We start from the raw sequence: 18,167 nt of genomic DNA, 5'->3' as shown, positions 1-18,167 counted from the left end.
GCTTATTCAACGCTGTACAAGGACCCAGCCATGAGCCGTATCTACGCTGACAACGCCCACTCCATCGGTAATACGCCGCTGGTGCAGATCAACCGTATCGCTCCGCGAGGGGTGACCATTCTGGCCAAGATCGAAGGGCGTAACCCCGGTTACTCGGTCAAGTGCCGGATTGGTGCGAACATGATCTGGGACGCCGAAAGCACCGGCAAATTAAAGCCTGGCATGACCATCGTCGAACCGACTTCGGGCAATACCGGTATCGGCCTGGCGTTCGTTGCCGCGGCTCGCGGTTACAAGCTGATGCTGACCATGCCGGCGTCCATGAGTATCGAGCGACGCAAAGTGCTCAAGGCACTGGGGGCCGAACTGGTGCTGACCGAACCGGCCAAGGGCATGAAAGGAGCGATTGAAAAAGCGACTGAAATCCTCGCCAGTGACCCGTCCAAGTACTTCATGCCAGCGCAATTCGACAACCCGGCCAACCCGGCCATCCACGAAAAAACGACCGGTCCGGAAATCTGGAACGACACCGACGGTGCAGTCGACGTATTGGTGGCAGGCGTCGGAACGGGTGGAACCATCACCGGGGTTTCGCGGTATATCAAGAATACCCAGGGCAAACCGATCATCTCGGTGGCGGTGGAACCCGCGGTGTCGCCGGTCATCACTCAGGCAATGGCCGGTGAAGAGATCAAGCCCAGCCCTCACAAGATCCAGGGTATTGGTGCCGGTTTTGTGCCGAAGAATCTTGATCTGTCGATGGTCGATCGGGTGGAGTTGGTCAGCGATGACGAATCCAAGGCCATGGCCCTGCGCTTGATGCAGGAAGAAGGGATTTTGAGCGGCATTTCCTGTGGCGCCGCCATGGCTGTGGCTGTCCGTCTGGCGGAAACCCCGGAAATGCAGGGCAAGACCATCGTGGTGATCTTGCCGGACTCCGGCGAGCGCTACCTGTCGAGCATGCTGTTCAGTGATCTGTTTACCGAACAGGAGAATCAGCAATAACACTGCAAAAGGCTTGGATTGTTTGAGCGAATGGCGAGGGTTGATTCAGGTCAGCCCCTGTTCAGGCACCTTAGGTTAAGAAGTGCTTTATTGCGCGATCCTTAATACTGAATGTTGAGAGAGTCGGGTTGTTCCCGAGGCCGGTAATGTTGATCATGGCCGACTGCCACGTTGGGTAAATGGCGTTGTACAGAGTTGTCTACTATCAAGGAGTTGTTGATGACCTTTTCCATTGCCGCGAAGGCGTCGCTGTTGCTGCTGTTCCTCGGCAGCACTCTCTATGTGCATTTACGCGGCAAGGCGCGTTTGCCGGTCTTGCGTCAGTTCGTCAACCATTCGGCATTGTTTGCGCCCTATAACGCCTTGATGTACCTGTTCTCAAGCGTGCCCTCCAAACCCTATCTGGACCGCAGCAAGTTCCCGGAGCTGGACGTGCTCAAGGACAACTGGGAAGTCATCCGCGACGAAGCGATGCACCTGATCGACGAGGGTTACATCCGCGTCGCCGAAAAAAACAACGACGCCGGATTTGGTTCGTTTTTCAAGAAAGGCTGGAAGCGCTTCTACCTCAAGTGGTACGACAAACCGCTGCCATCGGCGCAAGCCCTGTGCCCGAAAACCGTGGCACTGGTCAGCAGCATTCCCAACGTCAAAGGCGCCATGTTCGCGTTACTACCCGGTGGCAGTCACCTCAACCCGCACCGTGATCCGTTTGCCGGTTCCCTGCGTTATCACCTGGGGTTGTCGACACCGAATTCCGACGATTGCCGGATCTTCGTCGACGGTCAGGTCTACGCTTGGCGTGATGGCGAAGACGTGATGTTCGACGAAACCTACGTGCATTGGGTCAAGAACGAAACCGACAAGACTCGGCTCATCCTGTTCTGCGACATCGAACGACCGCTGAGCAACCGCCTCATGACCCGCATCAACCGCTGGATCAGCGGATTCCTGGGCCGCGCCACTGCGCCGCAGAACCTGGGTGATGAACGTGTTGGCGGAATTAACCAGGTTTATGCCTGGAGCAAGAATTCCAGCGACAAGTTCAGTGGTGTGATCAAACAGTGGAAGCGTCGTAATCCCAAGGCCTACCGTGTGCTGCGACCGGTGTTGGCGTTGGTGGTGTCGGCGCTGTTGGGGTATTGGTTGTTTGGTTGAGGCCGATCACGAAATGAAAAACCGCTCCTTGGGAGCAGTTTTTTTAAGTTAGCCCGGTCTTGTGGTGAGGGCGGCGGTGTAAACCACTGTTGTTTTGTTTACCTGCGAAGCCATTGCAATACCTGTCACGCGCTGGTTATAGTCGGCGCGCGGTGGTTTACTAACCCACCTTCCAACCCATCAAAAAAGATCAGCCCATGCCTGCTTCCCTCTTCAACGCGGTAGTCGATTCAGCGGTCAACGCTGGCGTCGTGCCGTGCGGGAATCAGCAGCCTGCGCAGATCAGTCATTACCCCCCACCTGTCAGTAGCACGCCGGTGTGCGCAGTCGTATCACCGCCGGGCGTTGGCTTTTCGGGCTGATCAGCTTTTTTCTGCTGTTCCCATGCCCGTCTGAAAAAGCGCCCGCTTGAAAACAACTACTGAATTTCAGCTTCGGCTGAGTTGGCTTTTTGCCTGACTACAGGTGGTATTCATGTTTGTCCTTTCGAAAAAATCCGCGCTCGCGGCGGCGTCCACGAGCCTGTTCGTTTTGCTGTGGAGCAGCGGGGCGATCTTCTCCAAATGGGGCCTGGCCCACGCGTCACCGTTTGCCTTTTTGCTGTTTCGTTTCGCCATCGCGCTGTGCGGTCTGGTGCTGCTGGTGCCGTTGCTCAAGCTCAAACTGCCCAAGGGTGGCAAGCCGATGTTGTATGCAATGGCCACGGGCGTGGTGTTGCTGGGGGCCTACCAGATTTTCTATCTGCTGGCCCTGGACCTGAACGTCACGCCGGGGGTCATGGCGACGATCATGGGCGTGCAGCCGATCCTCACGGTGGTGTTGATGGAGCGGCAGCGTTCCTGGAGCCGGATGTTCGGCCTGGCGCTGGGGCTGGCGGGGTTGATCATGGTGGTCTATCAGGGCATCGGTCTGGCCGGCATGTCGTTGGCCGGCATGCTCTTCGGATTGCTGGCGCTGGCGAGCATGACGTTCGGTTCGATCATGCAGAAACGCATCACCGAAAATCCCCTCGGCACACTGCCAGTGCAATACCTGGCGGGACTGTTGCTCTGCGGGATCTTCGTGCCATTCCAACCTTTTCATTTCGAACACGGCAGCGGTTTCATCGTGCCGGTGTTGTGGATGGGATTGGTCGTGTCGGTGCTGGCGACCTTGCTGCTGTATCGCTTGATCGCCCGGGGCAACCTGGTCAATGTCACCAGTCTGTTTTACCTGGTGCCAGCGGTGACGGCGGTCATGGACTACCTGATTTTCGGCAACCGGCTGGCGGCATTGAGCATGCTCGGCATGCTGCTGATCATCGTCGGTCTGGTGTTCGTTTTCCGTCAATCAGCCTGAACCGAGCCGACGCCTATATCGCGAGCAGGCTCGCTCCCCCAGGTTATATGCGATCCCTGTGGGAGCGAGCCTGCTCGCGATGGCAATTTCAATAACGGCACATATTACCGGGCAACCACTTCACTCTTCTTCACCACCGCCGGCTTCAACACCAACCACAACGCCGCCGCGATCAACACCCCGCCATAAATGTGCGCCATCGACAGCGGCTCATCCAGCAACAACGCCCCCCACAACACTCCGAACGGCGGGATCATGAAGGTCACGGTCATCGACTTCACCGGGCCAACCGAGCTGAGCAAACGGAAGTAAATAATGTACGCAAACGCGGTGCACACCAGCCCCAACCCGAGCAATGACAACCAGACACTCCAGCCGCCCCAGCTCGCCGGTGGCTGGCTGATCACGCTGTAACCAAACAGTGGCAACAGAAACAACGTCGCGCCCAGCATGCTGCCCAACGCCGACAGTCGGCTGTCGAGACCACCGGCCTGATCAAGCCAACGGCGCGCGAGGAACCCGGCGAAACCGTAGCAGGTCGTGGCGAGCAGGCAGGCGAGGGCGCCCGTCAGCAGTTCCATGTCGAACGCCACCGGACCCGCACGCGTTAGGACTCCAACGCCAAACAGCCCGAGAAACACCCCGCCAAGCTTGGCGGCGGTGAGCCTTTCATGAAAGAACAGACCGCCGATCAGCACACCCATCAGCGGCGTGGTGGCGTTGAAGATGGCCGAGTAACCGGCCGGCAGCACTTGCGCGGCGACCGAATACAGGGTCGCCGGAATCCCTGAGTTGATCACCCCGAGCAGCATCACGGTTTTGAGCTTGCCTTTGAAATCCCAGCTGATGCGCATCAGCCCGAGGATCACCAACAGGCCGACCGCGGCAATCGACACGCGGAAAAAGGCAGTGGGGATTGTGCCAATCACCGGGGCGATGATGCGCATGAACAGAAAACTCGCGCCCCAAATGGCGGCAAGCGACAGCAAACGCAGAGTATCGACGGGGTTCACAGCACATTCCTTCCTTGATTGGCGCGCAAGTGTCGCGCCAGTCAGGACGCAAGGCAATGGTTGCGTTGCGTAACAAAGGGCCACTAAGCTCAGGCCCCAACGATAAGATTCAGCCGCCGAGGTTTTACCTATGCCGCAGCAATGGCCCGCCGCCGACATCGCCCGAATGATCCTCGATGGCTTTGACGATTATCGCGAGCATTTCCGCCAGATCACCGACGGCGCCCGAGCCCGCTTCGAGCAGGCCAAGTGGCAGGAGACGCAATCGGCGTCGGCGGCGCGGATCAATCTGTACGAAGAAAAAGTCGGCGAAACAGTGGAACGGCTGCGCATCGCTTTCGACGCCGACACGCTGGATGTCAGTTGCTGGCCGCTGGTCAAAAGCGCTTACATCACCTTGATCGACCTGCGCTTCGACGATGAGCTGTCCGAGACCTGGTACAACTCGATCTTCTGCGGGCTGTTCAGCCATGACCTGATCAGCGACGGCTGCATGTTCATCCACACCACCCGGCCGAGCCTGCGCCGGGCCCGTGCCGCGCAAACCCGCACGTACAAGCCCCAGGGCCAACTGTCCGGGATGCTGGCGAGCATTTTTGCCGACTACCGCTTCAGCGAGGATTACGCCAACCTGGCGGGCGACCTGTCTCGACTCGAAGGGCAATTGCGTGAGAACCTGCCGGACTGGGTCTGCAAGGATCCGGAGTTGAGCGTCGAACTGTTTTCCTCGGTGCTTTACCGCAACAAGGGCGCGTACCTGGTGGGGCGCATCTACACCCAGGACGAACAATGGCCGCTGGTGATTCCGCTGCTGCACCGCGAAGGCCGCGGGATTCAGATCGATGCGCTGATCACCGATGAAGCGGACGTGTCGATCATCTTCTCGTTCACCCGTTCGTATTTCATGGTCGACGTGCCGGTACCGGCGGAGTTCATCGGTTTCCTCAAACGCATCCTGCCGGGCAAGCACATTGCCGAGCTGTACACCTCGATCGGTTTCTACAAGCACGGCAAGTCCGAGTTCTACCGGGCGCTGATCAATCACCTGGCCAACACCGACGACCAGTTCATCATGGCCCCTGGCGTGCGTGGCATGGTGATGAGCGTGTTCACCCTGCCGGGTTTCAACACCGTATTCAAAATCATCAAAGACCGCTTCTCGCCGTCGAAGAACGTCGACCGCGCCACGGTGATCGAGAAGTACCGTTTGGTGAAGAGCGTCGACCGGGTCGGACGCCTGGCCGACACCCAGGAATTTGCCGACTTCCGTTTCCCATTGAGCAAATTCGACCCGGCGTGCCTGGAAGAGCTGCTTGAGGTGGCCGCGTCCACGGTGTCGGTTGAGGACGACACCGTGCTGATCCGCCATTGCTGGACCGAACGGCGGATGACGCCGTTGAACCTTTATCTGGAGAACGCCAACGACGCTCAGGTCCGAGAGGCGCTGGAAGATTACGGTCTGGCGATCAAGCAACTGGCGGCAGCAAACATCTTTCCCGGTGACATGCTGCTGAAGAACTTTGGCGTCACTCGTCATGGGCGGGTGGTGTTTTATGACTATGACGAGATCTGCTTCCTGACTGAGGCCAACTTCCGTCACATCCCGCTACCGCGTACGCCGGAAGATGAGATGGCGTCCGAGCCGTGGTATTCGATTGGGCCGCTGGATGTGTTTCCTGAGGAGTTTCCGCCGTTTTTGTTTGCCGATTCCGGACAGCGCAAGTTGTTTGATCAGTTGCATGGTGAGTTGTACAACGCTGATTACTGGAAGAGCCTGCAGGAGGCGATTCGGGCGGGGAAGGTGATTGATGTGTTTCCGTATCGGCGTAAGGGCCTGGATAACGAATAGTCGCAATTGCACGACGTCGTAGCAGCTGTCGAGCCCCAGCGAGGCTGCGTCGGGGCCAACGCAGCCTCGCTGGGGCTCGACAGCTGCTACAGGGATCTCGTTCGTTCTTTAAATCTGCGACAATCCGCCCCCTGCGCCACCAGACAACTTATTGCGTACCAGATGACTGACGAATCGCCTTCAATCGACAAACTGCTGAAAAACCTCGATCACGCCATGCTCGCCGACCGCCACCGGCTGCGGCGGCAGTTGCTTGAGCTGCGCAAAAAACCTGATGAGGCCAAGCTGGCCCAGTGGGTGACACGCATGCAGGCGTCCTGTGATCAGGTGTTGGCGCGGCGTGCCAGCCTGCCGGTGATTCGATACGACGACAGCCTGCCGATCGCCGCCAAACGCGCCGAAATCAAAGAAGCACTGCTCAAGCATCAGGTGCTGATCATTGCCGGTGAAACCGGTTCGGGTAAAACCACCCAGTTGCCGAAGATCTGCCTGGAAATCGGTCGCGGCCAGCATGGCCTGATCGGCCACACCCAGCCGCGTCGAATCGCCGCCCGCAGCGTGGCCAGCCGGGTTGCCGAAGAACTGGCAACGCCGTTGGGCGCGCTGGTCGGCTACCAGGTGCGGTTCGAGGACCAGAGCGATTCCAACACCCTGATCAAACTGATGACCGACGGCATCCTGCTGGCGGAAACCCAGAACGACCGCTACCTCGAACGCTACGACACGATCATCGTCGACGAAGCCCACGAGCGCAGCCTCAACATCGACTTCCTGCTCGGTTACCTGAAAACCCTGCTGCCGCGTCGTCCGGACCTGAAAGTCATCATCACCTCGGCGACCATCGACCTGGAGCGCTTTTCCAAGCACTTCGACGATGCGCCGATTGTCGAAGTCTCCGGCCGCACCTTCCCGGTGGACACCTGGTATCGCCCGCTGACCCTGGAGCAGGACGAAGAGGGCAACCGCGTCGAGGATGACTTGACGGTGGATCAGGCGATTCTCGCCACCCTCGACGAAATCGCCGCGTTCGAACGCAGCGAGCGCAAGAGCCCCGGCGATGTGCTGGTGTTCCTGCCCGGCGAGCGCGAAATTCGCGACGCCGCCGACATGCTGCGCAAGGCTCAGCTCAAGCACACCGAGATTCTGCCGCTGTACGCACGCTTGTCGCCGGCCGAACAGCAGCGGATTTTCCAGTCGCACCCAGGCCGTCGCGTGGTCCTGGCGACCAACGTCGCGGAAACCTCGCTGACGGTGCCGGGTATTCGTTACGTGATCGACAGTGGCACCGCGCGCATCAGCCGCTACAGCTACCGCGCCAAGGTCCAGCGTCTGCCCATCGAAGCGATTTCCCAGGCCAGCGCCAACCAGCGTAAAGGTCGCTGCGGGCGGGTTGAACCGGGCATTTGCATCCGCCTCTATGGCGAGGAAGATTTCATCGGTCGCCCGGAGTTTACCGACCCGGAAATCCTGCGGACCAACCTCGCGGCGGTGATTTTGCAGATGCTGCATCTGCGCCTCGGCGAGATCACCGATTTCCCGTTTATCGAGCCGCCGGATGGCAAGGCCATCAGCGACGGTTTCAACCTGCTGCAAGAACTCTCGGCGGTCGACCGCAACAGCCAGCTGACCCCGCTGGGTCGGCAGTTGGCGCGGTTGCCGGTGGACCCGCGCATGGGCCGCATGTTGCTGGAAGCGGCGAAACTCGGCAGCTTGCAGGAAGTGCTGATCGTCGCCAGCGCCATGTCGATTCAAGACCCGCGCGAACGTCCGCCGGAGCGTCAGCAAGCGGCGGATCAGGCGCACGCTCAGTGGAAAGACGTGGACTCGGACTTCGCCGGGCTGGTCAATCTGTGGCGTGGTTTCGAAGAACAGCGCCAGGCCCTGACCGCCAGTCCGCTGCGTAATTGGTGCCGTAAGAACTTCCTGAATTACCTGCGTCTGCGCGAATGGCGCGACTCTCATCGCCAGTTGAGCCTGATCTGCCGCGACATGCAGTTGAGCCTCAACAAAGAGCCGGCGGATTACCCGAAACTGCACAAAGCCGTGCTCTCGGGGCTGCTCAGCCAGATCGGCCAGAAAACCGAAGACGGCGACTACCTCGGCGCCCGTCAGCGGCGCTTCTGGATTCACCCGTCATCGGGTCTCGGCAAGAAACGCCCGCAATGGCTGATGGCTGCCGAGCTGGTGGAAACCACCAAGCTTTACGCGCGGATGGTCGCCAAGATCGACGCCGACTGGATCGAGCCGTTGGCTGGGCACCTGATCAAGAAAAACCACTTCGAACCCCATTGGGAGAAGAAGCGCGGTCAGGTCGTGGCCTTCGAGCAAATCACCTTGTTCGGGCTGATCGTGGTCGGTCGCCGGCCGGTGCATTACGGGCCGATCGACCCTTTGGTGTCTCGTGAGTTTTTCATTCGCGAAGGCCTGGTGCGCGGCGAGATTCAGTCCAAGGCCAAGTGCCTGACGGCCAATGCGCAGCTGCTGGAGCAACTCGACGAACTGGAAGCCAAGGCCCGTCGTCGCGACATTCTGGCCGACGAAGAAACGCTGTTCGCCTTCTACGACGCGCGACTGCCGGCAGAGATTCACCAGACCGCCACGTTCGACAGCTGGTACCGAATCAACAGCCAGAAAGACCCGCAACTGCTGATCATGCGCGAAGAAGACGTACTGGCTCGCGAGGCCAGTGAAGTCACCGCCTTGCATTACCCGGACACCTTGCACATCGGTGATCTGGAGTTGGCGCTGAGTTACCACTTCGAACCCAATCACCCGCGCGATGGCGTGACCCTGCGAGTGCCGGCGCCGTTGTTGCCGATGCTGCCGCCGGAGCGTCTGGAATGGCTGGTGCCGGGCGTCATCGAGGCCAAGTGCATCGCGCTGGTGCGCAACCTGCCCAAAGCCCTGCGCAAGAACTTCGTGCCGGTGCCGGACTTCGTCAAAGCCGCGTTGCAGCGCATGACCTTCGCCGAGGGCTCGTTGCCGCAGGCGTTGGGCCGTGAACTGTTGCGCATGACCGGTGCGCGGGTCAGCGATGAAGCCTGGGCGCAAGCGTCGCAACAGGTCGACAGTCATCTGCGGATGAACCTGGAAATCGTCGACGGCCAGGGTAAGTTCCTCGGTGAGGGACGTGATCTGGCGGAACTGACGGCACGCTTTGCCGAAGCCAGTCAGGCTGCGCTGGCCGTACCGCAAACCGCAAAAAACCAGCAGCCGGTCGAGCCGAAAGTCTTCGCCGCTGTCGCCGAGAAAACCCAGCAAAAGATCGCCGGGTTGTCGATGACGGTCTATCCGGCGCTGGTGGAAGAGAGCGGCACGGTCAAGGAAGGGCGTTTCTCGACCCCGGCCGAGGCCGAGTTCCAGCATCGCCGTGCCTTGCAGCGCCTACTGATGCAGCAGTTGGCCGAGCCAGCGAAGTTCCTGCGCGGCAAGTTGCCGGGGCTGACCGAACTGGGCTTGATGTACCGCGAATTGGGGCGCACCGATGCCTTGGTGGAAGACATCCTGCTGGCCAGCCTCGATAGCTGCATTCTCGACGGTGAAGACCCGCTGCCACGGGATGGCGCCGGGTTGGCGTCACTGGCCGAACGCAAGCGCGGCGGCTGGACGGAGCACGCCGAACGTCTGGCGAAGCTGACGCTGGAGATTCTCAAGCTCTGGCACGGCCTGCAAAAGCGCTTCAAGGGCAAGATCGACCTGGCGCAAGCCGTGGCCTTGAACGACATCAAGCAGCAACTCAGTCATTTGGTGTATCCGGGTTTTGTACGGGAAACCCCGATGCAGTGGCTCAAGGAGCTGCCGCGCTATCTGAAAGCGGTCGAGCAGCGCTTCGAGAAAATCGGCGCTCAGGTGCAACGGGATCGGGTCTGGAGTGGCGAATTGTCCGGCCTGTGGACGCAATACCAGACCCGCGCCAACAAACAGGCCCAGGAAGGCAAACGCGATCCGCAGCTGGAACTCTATCGCTGGTGGCTTGAGGAATACCGGGTTTCGCTGTTCGCCCAGCAATTGGGGACCAAGGTGCCAATCTCCGATAAGCGTTTGAACAAACAATGGACACAAGTCGAGCCGTAGTTTTCGATCTCGCAAAAGGGGCCAAACCCCAGCGTTTATGGCAAACTTCGCGCCTATAAACGCCGGCCCCGCAGTTTTGAGCCTTCACAGGCCAGGGCGGATCGGAATAAAGCGATGCCACGTTTGCTTTCCGTGACGGGAACAGACTCTTTGTGTGTTGGTACGTCGGTGCCAATACTTTCTGCCTGAACAGATTAGAGAAACGACCATGCATAACGTCGTCATCAGCGGCACCGGCTTGTACACCCCGGCCAACAGCATCTCCAACGAAGAGCTGGTGCAGTCTTTCAATGCTTACGTCGCGCAATTCAACGCCGACAATGCCGACGCCATCGCGCGCGGCGAAATCGAAGCGTTGACCGAGTCCAGCGCGGCGTTTATCGAAAAAGCGTCTGGCATCAAAAGCCGCTTTGTCATGGACAAGGACGGCATTCTCGATCCGCAACGCATGGCGCCTTGCCTGCCGGAACGCTCGAATGACGAGTGGTCGGTGCTTTGCCAAATGGCCATCGGTGCCGCCGAGCAAGCCTTGCAGCGCGCCGGCAAGACCGCCACGGACATCGACGGCGTGATCGTCGCCTGCTCCAACCTGCAGCGGGCCTATCCGGCCATCGCCATCGAAGTTCAAGAAGCCTTGGGCATTCAGGGGTTCGGTTTCGACATGAACGTCGCCTGCTCCTCGGCAACCTTCGGCATTCAGGCCGCCGCCAACAGCGTGCAACTGGGCCAGGCCCGGGCGATCCTGATGGTCAACCCGGAAGTCTGCACCGGTCATCTGAACTTCCGCGACCGCGACAGCCACTTCATCTTCGGTGACGCCGCGACTGCCGTGGTCATCGAACGCGCCGACCTGGCGACGTCCAAGCACCAGTTCGATGTCGTCAGCACCAAGCTGCTGACCAAGTTCTCCAACAACATCCGCAACAACTTCGGCTTCCTTAATCGCGCGGCGGAAGAGGGCATCGGTGCCAAGGACAAACTGTTCGTGCAGGAAGGTCGCAAGGTATTCCGCGATGTCTGCCCGATGGTCGCCGAGCTGATCGCAACGCACCTGGAAGAGAACGCGCTCAACATCAGCGACGTGAAACGCTTCTGGCTGCATCAGGCCAACCTCAGCATGAACCACCTGATCGTCAAGAAACTGCTGGGCCGTGAAGCCACTGAAGAAGAAGCTCCGGTGATTCTCGACACCTACGCCAACACCAGCTCCGCCGGTTCCGTGATTGCGTTTCACAAATATCAGGATGATTTGGCCGCCGGATCGCTGGCCGTACTCAGCTCGTTCGGCGCCGGTTACTCGATTGGTAGCGTGATTCTGCGCAAGCGCTGAGTTCGTCAAAAAAGATCGTCCGAGTTCGGACGATTTTTTTGCGCAGACAAAAAAACTCGCGTTGCTGTATCGGACGGATGATGGGGACCGATACAGCAACGCGAGTTTGGTAAAGCAGCTCAGGCTTCCTTGCCCGAGCCGTGTAGCGTGGATCAGAACTTGGCTTCAGCATCCAGTTGCAGGGTGTTGATTTTCGAATCCCGCAGGGTGGCGTTGGTGTAGTCGGAGTCAGCCATTAAGTACGTCGCGCCGAGGGAGAAGTTCTTGTCGATCTCGTAGCTCACTTTCAGCTTGCTGCCGCGCGAACCGGTGAAACCGTTGGCGAAGTCGGAGTCGGTGAAGGCGCCGACCACCGCGTTACGCTGTACGTCGCGGTAGTTGTAGTCAACTCCGAAGCCGTAGAACTTGGTCTTGACGCCAGCCAGCCAGCCCATGTCCTGATCGTTGCTGGCATCGTCGTTGGTGACGATTTGACCGTAAAGCGACAGCGGCATTGGCAGGCCGCCGATGTCGAGCTGACCAAAGCCTTCGTACAGTTTGAACTGTTCGTTCGCGGTGTTGCCGTTGACGGCCAGTCGGCATGTTGCCGCGGCACACGTATTGTTGATGTCGTTGTCGTTGTCGTAAGCGTAGAGACTGCCGCCCAGAGTCATTTTCAAGTTGTCGGTGATCGCGAAACGCGCGCCCAACTGGCCCGCGTACAGACGCAGGTCATGACGGAACTGTTTGCCTTCGCCGTCGACGTTGTCCTTGAGCGTGTAGTGACCGGCGCTACCGAACATCTCGACAGGGCCCAGCGCGTGCTTGTAGGTTGCTGCCAGACCTTCAGGGCTGATGTCGCTATCCCAGATGATGTCGCCGGTGCTCACCCACGGTTGCGGCATCTTGCCGCCGATCAAGTGCAGGTCCTTGATGGCCGTCGGGTGGTAATCCACGTAGCCCTGGTCCAGCCAGATATCCTTCTTGGTGAAGTTGTTGTCCAGGCTCTGGTTGGTGGAGCGCGAATCGTTGTCGCTGCCCGTGGCGATCCGGATACCGGTGTCGACTTGCGGGTTGATTTCGGTGTAGGCACCCAGGCGCACACGAATGCGTTGACGGTCCTGGTCGCCAGTGTTGGAAACACCATCGTTCTTGACTGTTTCCTGACGGAAACGAACATCGCCCTTGAACTGGGTCTTGGCAGCCCACGCCAGTTTCTGGTCGAAGGTGCTCAGTTCATTGGTTTTCTTCGCGGTCGCCGCGATCTGCTCGTTGCTCTCTCGCTGAGCCTGACGGGCGATTTGCTGGTCTTTCTGATCCCTGGCCAGCTCGGCTTGCAGTTCGGTGTACTGCGCAGGCGAAATCGAGCCGTTTGCCTTGAGCATGTCGAGCAGTTTGGCGTCGACTGCGGCGCTGGCCGGAACGCTCATGGCCAGCAGCAGGCCACCACACAAGGCCGCCGCAGTTTTCGTGGAAGCAAGACGCATATCAATCTCCGAAGATGAGAGGGGATGACTGAGCCATCCAGGACACAACCGACCGTTGACGGGCGGAAACAGTGGCCGGGCTAGAACCCGACACTCTAAAAACAGGCGCCAGTATCGCGATGGTTTGTGACAGAGCAGTGGCAATGTGATGGCAGCTCGATGACGATATAAAGTCGTCACGAACTATTGAGCTAGAGCGCTGTCGTCGAATTGCTCATGTGCAATGCAGAGCGATAAGCGATACTCGCGGTGCTTTCATGCCATGAAGAGTGAGGATGGTGATGCCGTTGCAACGTCTGCAAAGCCTGTCGGAAATCGCCCCGCACACGTGGGATGCGTTGGTCCCCGATACTCAGCCATTTTTGCGTCACGCTTTTCTGAGCGCGCTGGAAGACAGCGCCAGCATTAGCCCCCATTCCGGATGGCAGCCCGAGCATTTGCTGCACATCGAAGGTGATCGTCTGATCGCCGCGCTGCCCAGTTACCGCAAATGGCATTCCTACGGCGAATACGTGTTCGATCATTCCTGGGCTGATGCGTGTGAGCGTGCCGGTATCGATTACTACCCCAAACTGTTGACGGCCGTGCCGTTCAGTCCGGTCAGTGGCCCGCGTTTGCTGGCAGCTACTCTCGAGGACGGATTCGAACTGTTGAAAAGCCTGCCCGGCTACCTTGAGATCGAACAACTTTCCAGCGCCCACATCAACTTCACGGATCCTTTCACCGACGCAGCATTGGCCGAACAGCCAGGCTGGTTGCAACGAATCGGCTGCCAGTACCACTGGCAGAATCGCGGGTATCGGGATTTTCAAGACTTCCTCGACGTCCTCAGTTCGCGCAAGCGCAAGCAGATGCGTAAGGAGCGCGAACAAGTGGCGGGGCAGGGCATTGATTTCGAATGGCTTGAAGGTCGGCAACTCGATCAGGCGCAGTGGGATTTTGTCTACGCCTGCTACGCCAACACCTATGCAGTGCGTCGGCAAGTGCCCTATCTGACGCGGGAGTTTTTCAGTCTGCTGGCCGAGCGCATGCCGGAGTCGATTCGTGTGGTGTTGGCCAAACAAGGTTCACGCCCAGTCGCGATGGCTTTCAGTCTGGTGGGTGGCGACAGTTTTTATGGTCGTTACTGGGGCTGCCTGGCAGAGTTCGACCGTCTGCATTTTGAGACCTGTTTCTATCAAGGCATGGACTACGCGATTGCCAACGGCTTCCAGCGATTCGATGCCGGTGCTCAGGGCGAGCACAAGTTGATTCGCGGGTTTGAACCCGTGATCACTCATTCATGGCACTACTTGCGTCATCCTGGTCTGAAAGCCGCCGTCAAAGACTTCCTGCACCAAGAGCGTGTTGGCGTGCTGGCGTATGCCGAGGAAGCGAGGATGGCCTTGCCTTACCGGCAAGACTGAGCCTTGCTCCGGGTTTTAGCATCCCCAGCGGAGAAGACGTGGCCAGGACCGCACTGCCGCAACCTCCCAATGAAGTAACTCCATGTAGCCGCTGGCGCAGCCTGCGTTCGGCTGCGCAGCAGTCGTTAATTCAGCAGATGCGTTATGCCTGAAACACCGCGTTATAGGATTTTGCGACTGCTTCGCAGCCGAACGCAGGCTGCGCCAGCTGCTACAAGGATCTCGGCGACCGACAAATTTAGTCGATCCCGACAAATCCACCGGTTTGATGCTGCCACAACCGCGCATACAACCCGCCATGGGCCAGCAGTTCGGCGTGGCTGCCGGTTTCTGCGATCTTGCCGTTTTCCAGCACTACCAGTCGGTCCATCCGGGCGATGGTCGAGAGCCGGTGGGCGATGGCGATCACGGTTTTGCCCTGCATCAGGGTTTCGAGGCTTTCCTGGATCGCCGCTTCGACCTCCGAGTCCAGCGCCGAGGTCGCCTCGTCCATGATCAGGATCGGCGCGTCCTTGAGCAGCACGCGAGCAATCGCAATCCGCTGGCGCTGGCCGCCGGAGAGTTTCACGCCGCGTTCACCGACATGGGCATCGAAACCGGTGCGGCCTTCGGCGTCCGACAACAACGGGATGAACGCGTCGGCTCGGGCCTTGTGTGCCGCTTCCCAAAGTTCGGCGTCGGTGGCGTCGGGTTTGCCGTAAAGCAAATTGTCGCGGATCGAGCGATGCAGCAGGGACGTGTCCTGGGTGATCATGCCGATGCGCTCGCGCAGGCTTTCCTGGCCGACTTCAGCAATGTTCTGCCCGTCGATGAGGATGCCACCGCCCTCCACGTCATAGAGGCGCAGCAGCAGGTTGACCAGGGTCGATTTGCCGGCACCGGAAGGACCGATCAGGCCGATTTTCTCGCCAGGCTTGATGGTCAGATTGAGGTCGCCGATGATCCCGCTCTTCTTGCCGTAGTGGAAATCCACGTGCTCGAAACGCACTTCGCCACGGGTGACCGCCAGCGGTTTGGCCTGTTCGCGATCGGTGACGCTGACTGGTTGAGAAATGGTCTGCAAACCGTCCTGGACCATGCCGATGTTTTCGAAAATCCCGGTGACCACCCACATGATCCAGCCGGACATGTTGACGATGCGGATCACCAGGCCGGTGGCCAGGGCAATCGCGCCTACGGTGATCATCGATTGCGTCCACAGCCACAGGGCCAGGCCGGTGGTGCCGACGATCAGCAAGCCGTTCATGCTGGTGATGACCACGTCCATGCTGGTGACCACGCGGCCGGCCAGTTGGGCTTTTTCGGTTTGTTCCTTGATCGCTTCGCGAGCGTATTGCTGCTCGAAATTGGTGTGGGCGAACAGCTTCAGCGTGGTGATGTTGGTATAGCCATCGACAATCCGCCCCATGAGTTTTGAGCGCGCATCGGAGGACACGACCGAGCGCTCCTTGACCCGTGGCACGAAGTAGTAAAGGGCACTGATGAAGGCGACGATCCAGGTCAGTAGCGGGATCATCAGGCGCCAGTCGGCTTCGGCGAATAGCACCAGCGAACTGATCGCGTAGATCAGCACATGCCACAGCGCGTCCACCGCTTGCACGGCGGAATCGCGCAGCGAGTTGCCGGTCTGCATGATGCGTTGGGCGATGCGCCCGGCGAAGTCGTTCTGGAAAAAATTCAGGCTCTGTTTGAGCACATAACTGTGGTTCTGCCAGCGGATCAGGCTGGTCATGCTGGGGCTCAGGGTCTGGTGCACCAGCAGGTCATGCAGGCCAACAAAAATCGGCCGAAAAACCAGGGCTACCACCGCCATCCAGGCCAGCTCGATGCCGTGTTCCTTGAAGAAATCGACGTTAGGCGTGCCTTGGGTCAGGTCGATGATGCGACTCAGGTAACTGAACAGCGCCACTTCGATCAGCGCACCGATCAGACCGACGAACAGCAGGACGGCGAAACTCGGCCAGACCTGCTTCAGGTAATAGGTATAGAAAGGCAGAACCCGATCCGGCGGAGCGGCCGTCGGGGCATCGCGGAAAATGTCGATCAGTTTCTCAAAACGGCGATAAAGCATCAGTTCTCCGCCCGCGCACGGGCTCTCCTTTGAACAGTGTGAGCGGCGCGCTCCGGCAGCCGCTCATGACTTCCTGTTTAGCTTAGTCGATGACTTTGGCCGACTTGATGAACACAGGGTCGGCCGGCACATCTTTCATGCCGCCACGGGTGGTGGTTTGAGAGTTGACGATGACGTCCACCACGTCCATGCCTTTCACGACTTTACCGAACACGGCATAGCCGTCGCCCTGGTCGAGGAAGTCGTTGTCTTTGACGTTGACGAAGAACTGGCTCGTGGCCGAATCAGGGTTAGAGGTGCGGGCCATGGACAGCGTGCCACGGACGTTATGCAGACCGTTTTTGGACTCGTTCTTGATCGGTGCCTTGGTTTCTTTCTGCTGCATTTGTTGAGTAAAACCGCCGCCCTGGACCATGAAGCCAGGAATTACACGGTGGAAAATCGTGTTGTTGTAGAAGCCGCTGTTGACGTAATCAAGGAAGTTCTTGGTACTGATCGGGGCCTTGACCGGGTCCAGTTCGATTTCGATCTGGCCGTTGGTGGTTTCCAGCAACACGTGCGGCGCCTTGGCGGGCGTTGCGGCCATCAGGTTGGCGGCAAACAGAACGGTGCCAGCGACGAGGGCGATTTTTTTCAGCATGGGTCAGTGATCCTGAGTGGGGTGGTGTCGACTGCGGTGAGAAACTCGAGCAGGGTTTGGTTGAAGCGTTCGGGTTGATCGAGCGGGGTGGCGTGGCGCGAATCGGCGATCACCACCAGCCGCGCATCGGGCAGCAGTTTTATGTAGGCCTCTTTCAGCGAGACCGGTGTGTAGTCACGGTCGGCGCTGACGATAAGGGTTGGACAGGAGACCTTCGAAAGTCGTTCCTGAACACCCCAACCAACGATCGCGTCGAAGCTGGCGAGATAAGCATGTTTGTCGTTTTTTGCCCAGCGCTCGGCCATCTTTTGTCGCAAATCAGCCTGTTCCGGTTTAGGGAACAGCTTGGCGCCCAGAGCCTTGCCGATAGCGCCTAGGCTGAGGACGCGCATCAGGCTCCAGCGCTTGAACCACTGCCAATAGTCGTCGCGGCTGCGCAGTTTGACCTCGGGCGCGCTGTTGACGATGCACAGGCTTTTGAGCAGTTGCGGCTGATCCACGGCCAGTTGAAAACCGATCATGCCGCCCATGGACAAGCCCACGTAATGAGTGGGGCCCAGGTTCAGATGTTCGATCAGGGCGATCAGGTCGGCGCTGAACCCGGCGATGCTGTAGCGCTCACGGGGTTTGTCGGAGCGACCGTGGCCACGCACATCCGGGACGATCACCCGGTAGCGGGCCGACAGCGCCGGGATCTGCTGTTCCCAGTCCAGGGTGCTGGAACCCAGCCCGTGAACCAACAGCAACGGCGTGCCGTGGCCATATTCCTCATAGTGCAGGTTGCAACCTTCATGTTCGAAATAGGCCATGTTTACAC

General features: G+C 59.2%; 11 protein-coding genes and 1 pseudogene. 7 read left to right on the top strand and 5 right to left on the bottom strand.

Annotated elements, in window-relative coordinates:
• Positions 1 to 30: 30 nt before the first annotated feature.
• The 3 genes from cysK to ACYZT3_RS21740 all read left to right on the top strand — a co-directional run bounded on the left by cysK (position 31) and on the right by ACYZT3_RS21740 (position 3,501).
• Entirely contained in the window at positions 31 to 1,005 is a 975-nt protein-coding gene (gene cysK, locus ACYZT3_RS21750; protein WP_462030741.1) for a cysteine synthase A, read from the top strand.
• 219 nt (positions 1,006 to 1,224) lie between these two features.
• Entirely contained in the window at positions 1,225 to 2,163 is a 939-nt protein-coding gene (locus tag ACYZT3_RS21745; protein WP_462030740.1) for an aspartyl/asparaginyl beta-hydroxylase domain-containing protein, read from the top strand.
• Between the two features lie 474 nt (positions 2,164 to 2,637).
• Entirely contained in the window at positions 2,638 to 3,501 is an 864-nt protein-coding gene (locus tag ACYZT3_RS21740; protein WP_462030739.1) for a DMT family transporter, read from the top strand.
• 104 nt (positions 3,502 to 3,605) lie between these two features.
• On the opposite strand, the gene ACYZT3_RS21735 is transcribed toward ACYZT3_RS21740, so the two are convergent.
• Positions 3,606 to 4,514 (bottom strand): DMT family transporter, encoded by a 909-nt coding sequence (locus ACYZT3_RS21735; RefSeq protein WP_282377102.1) that lies wholly within the window; start codon positions 4,512 to 4,514, stop codon positions 3,606 to 3,608.
• A gap of 130 nt (positions 4,515 to 4,644) precedes the next feature.
• On the opposite strand from ACYZT3_RS21735, the gene aceK reads away from it, so the two are divergent.
• From aceK to ACYZT3_RS21720, 3 genes are all read left to right on the top strand, one after another.
• Entirely contained in the window at positions 4,645 to 6,363 is a 1,719-nt protein-coding gene (gene aceK, locus ACYZT3_RS21730; RefSeq protein ID WP_282377100.1) for a bifunctional isocitrate dehydrogenase kinase/phosphatase, read from the top strand.
• 162 nt (positions 6,364 to 6,525) lie between these two features.
• Positions 6,526 to 10,437: an ATP-dependent RNA helicase HrpA gene (hrpA, locus tag ACYZT3_RS21725; protein WP_462030738.1), complete on the top strand. Its 3,912-nt coding sequence runs from the start codon at positions 6,526 to 6,528 to the stop codon at positions 10,435 to 10,437.
• 208 nt (positions 10,438 to 10,645) lie between these two features.
• The gene (locus tag ACYZT3_RS21720; protein ID WP_462030737.1) at positions 10,646 to 11,767 is read left to right on the top strand and encodes a beta-ketoacyl-ACP synthase III; all 1,122 of its coding nucleotides are present in this window, start codon (positions 10,646 to 10,648) and stop codon (positions 11,765 to 11,767) included.
• 152 nt (positions 11,768 to 11,919) lie between these two features.
• Here ACYZT3_RS21720 and ACYZT3_RS21715 read toward each other — a convergent pair whose 3' ends face one another.
• A complete protein-coding gene (locus tag ACYZT3_RS21715) occupies positions 11,920 to 13,233 on the bottom strand; it encodes a putative porin (protein WP_462030736.1) in 1,314 nt (437 codons plus the stop codon).
• 281 nt (positions 13,234 to 13,514) lie between these two features.
• Here ACYZT3_RS21715 and ACYZT3_RS21710 point away from each other — a divergent pair, with 281 nt between their 5' ends.
• Positions 13,515 to 14,639, top strand: coding sequence for a GNAT family N-acetyltransferase (locus tag ACYZT3_RS21710; RefSeq protein WP_462030735.1), 1,125 nt, complete (start codon positions 13,515 to 13,517; stop codon positions 14,637 to 14,639).
• A 238-nt stretch (positions 14,640 to 14,877) separates the two neighbouring features.
• Here ACYZT3_RS21710 and ACYZT3_RS21705 read toward each other — a convergent pair whose 3' ends face one another.
• From ACYZT3_RS21705 to ACYZT3_RS21695, 3 genes and pseudogenes are all read right to left on the bottom strand, one after another.
• A complete protein-coding gene (locus tag ACYZT3_RS21705) occupies positions 14,878 to 16,710 on the bottom strand; it encodes an ABC transporter ATP-binding protein (protein WP_462030734.1) in 1,833 nt (610 codons plus the stop codon).
• Positions 16,711 to 16,792: 82 nt separating this feature from the next.
• Positions 16,793 to 17,350, bottom strand: a complete 558-nt coding sequence (locus ACYZT3_RS21700) for a peptidylprolyl isomerase (protein WP_282377088.1) — start codon at positions 17,348 to 17,350, stop codon at positions 16,793 to 16,795.
• 3 nt (positions 17,351 to 17,353) lie between these two features.
• Positions 17,354 to 18,159, bottom strand: a pseudogene (locus ACYZT3_RS21695) (alpha/beta fold hydrolase).
• Between the last annotated feature and the right edge of the window lie 8 nt (positions 18,160 to 18,167).

This window comes from Pseudomonas sp. MDT1-16 (assembly GCF_054898115.1).
The sequence above is the reverse complement of the archived record's forward strand: the minus strand, read 5'-3'. Positions and strand labels throughout refer to the sequence as shown.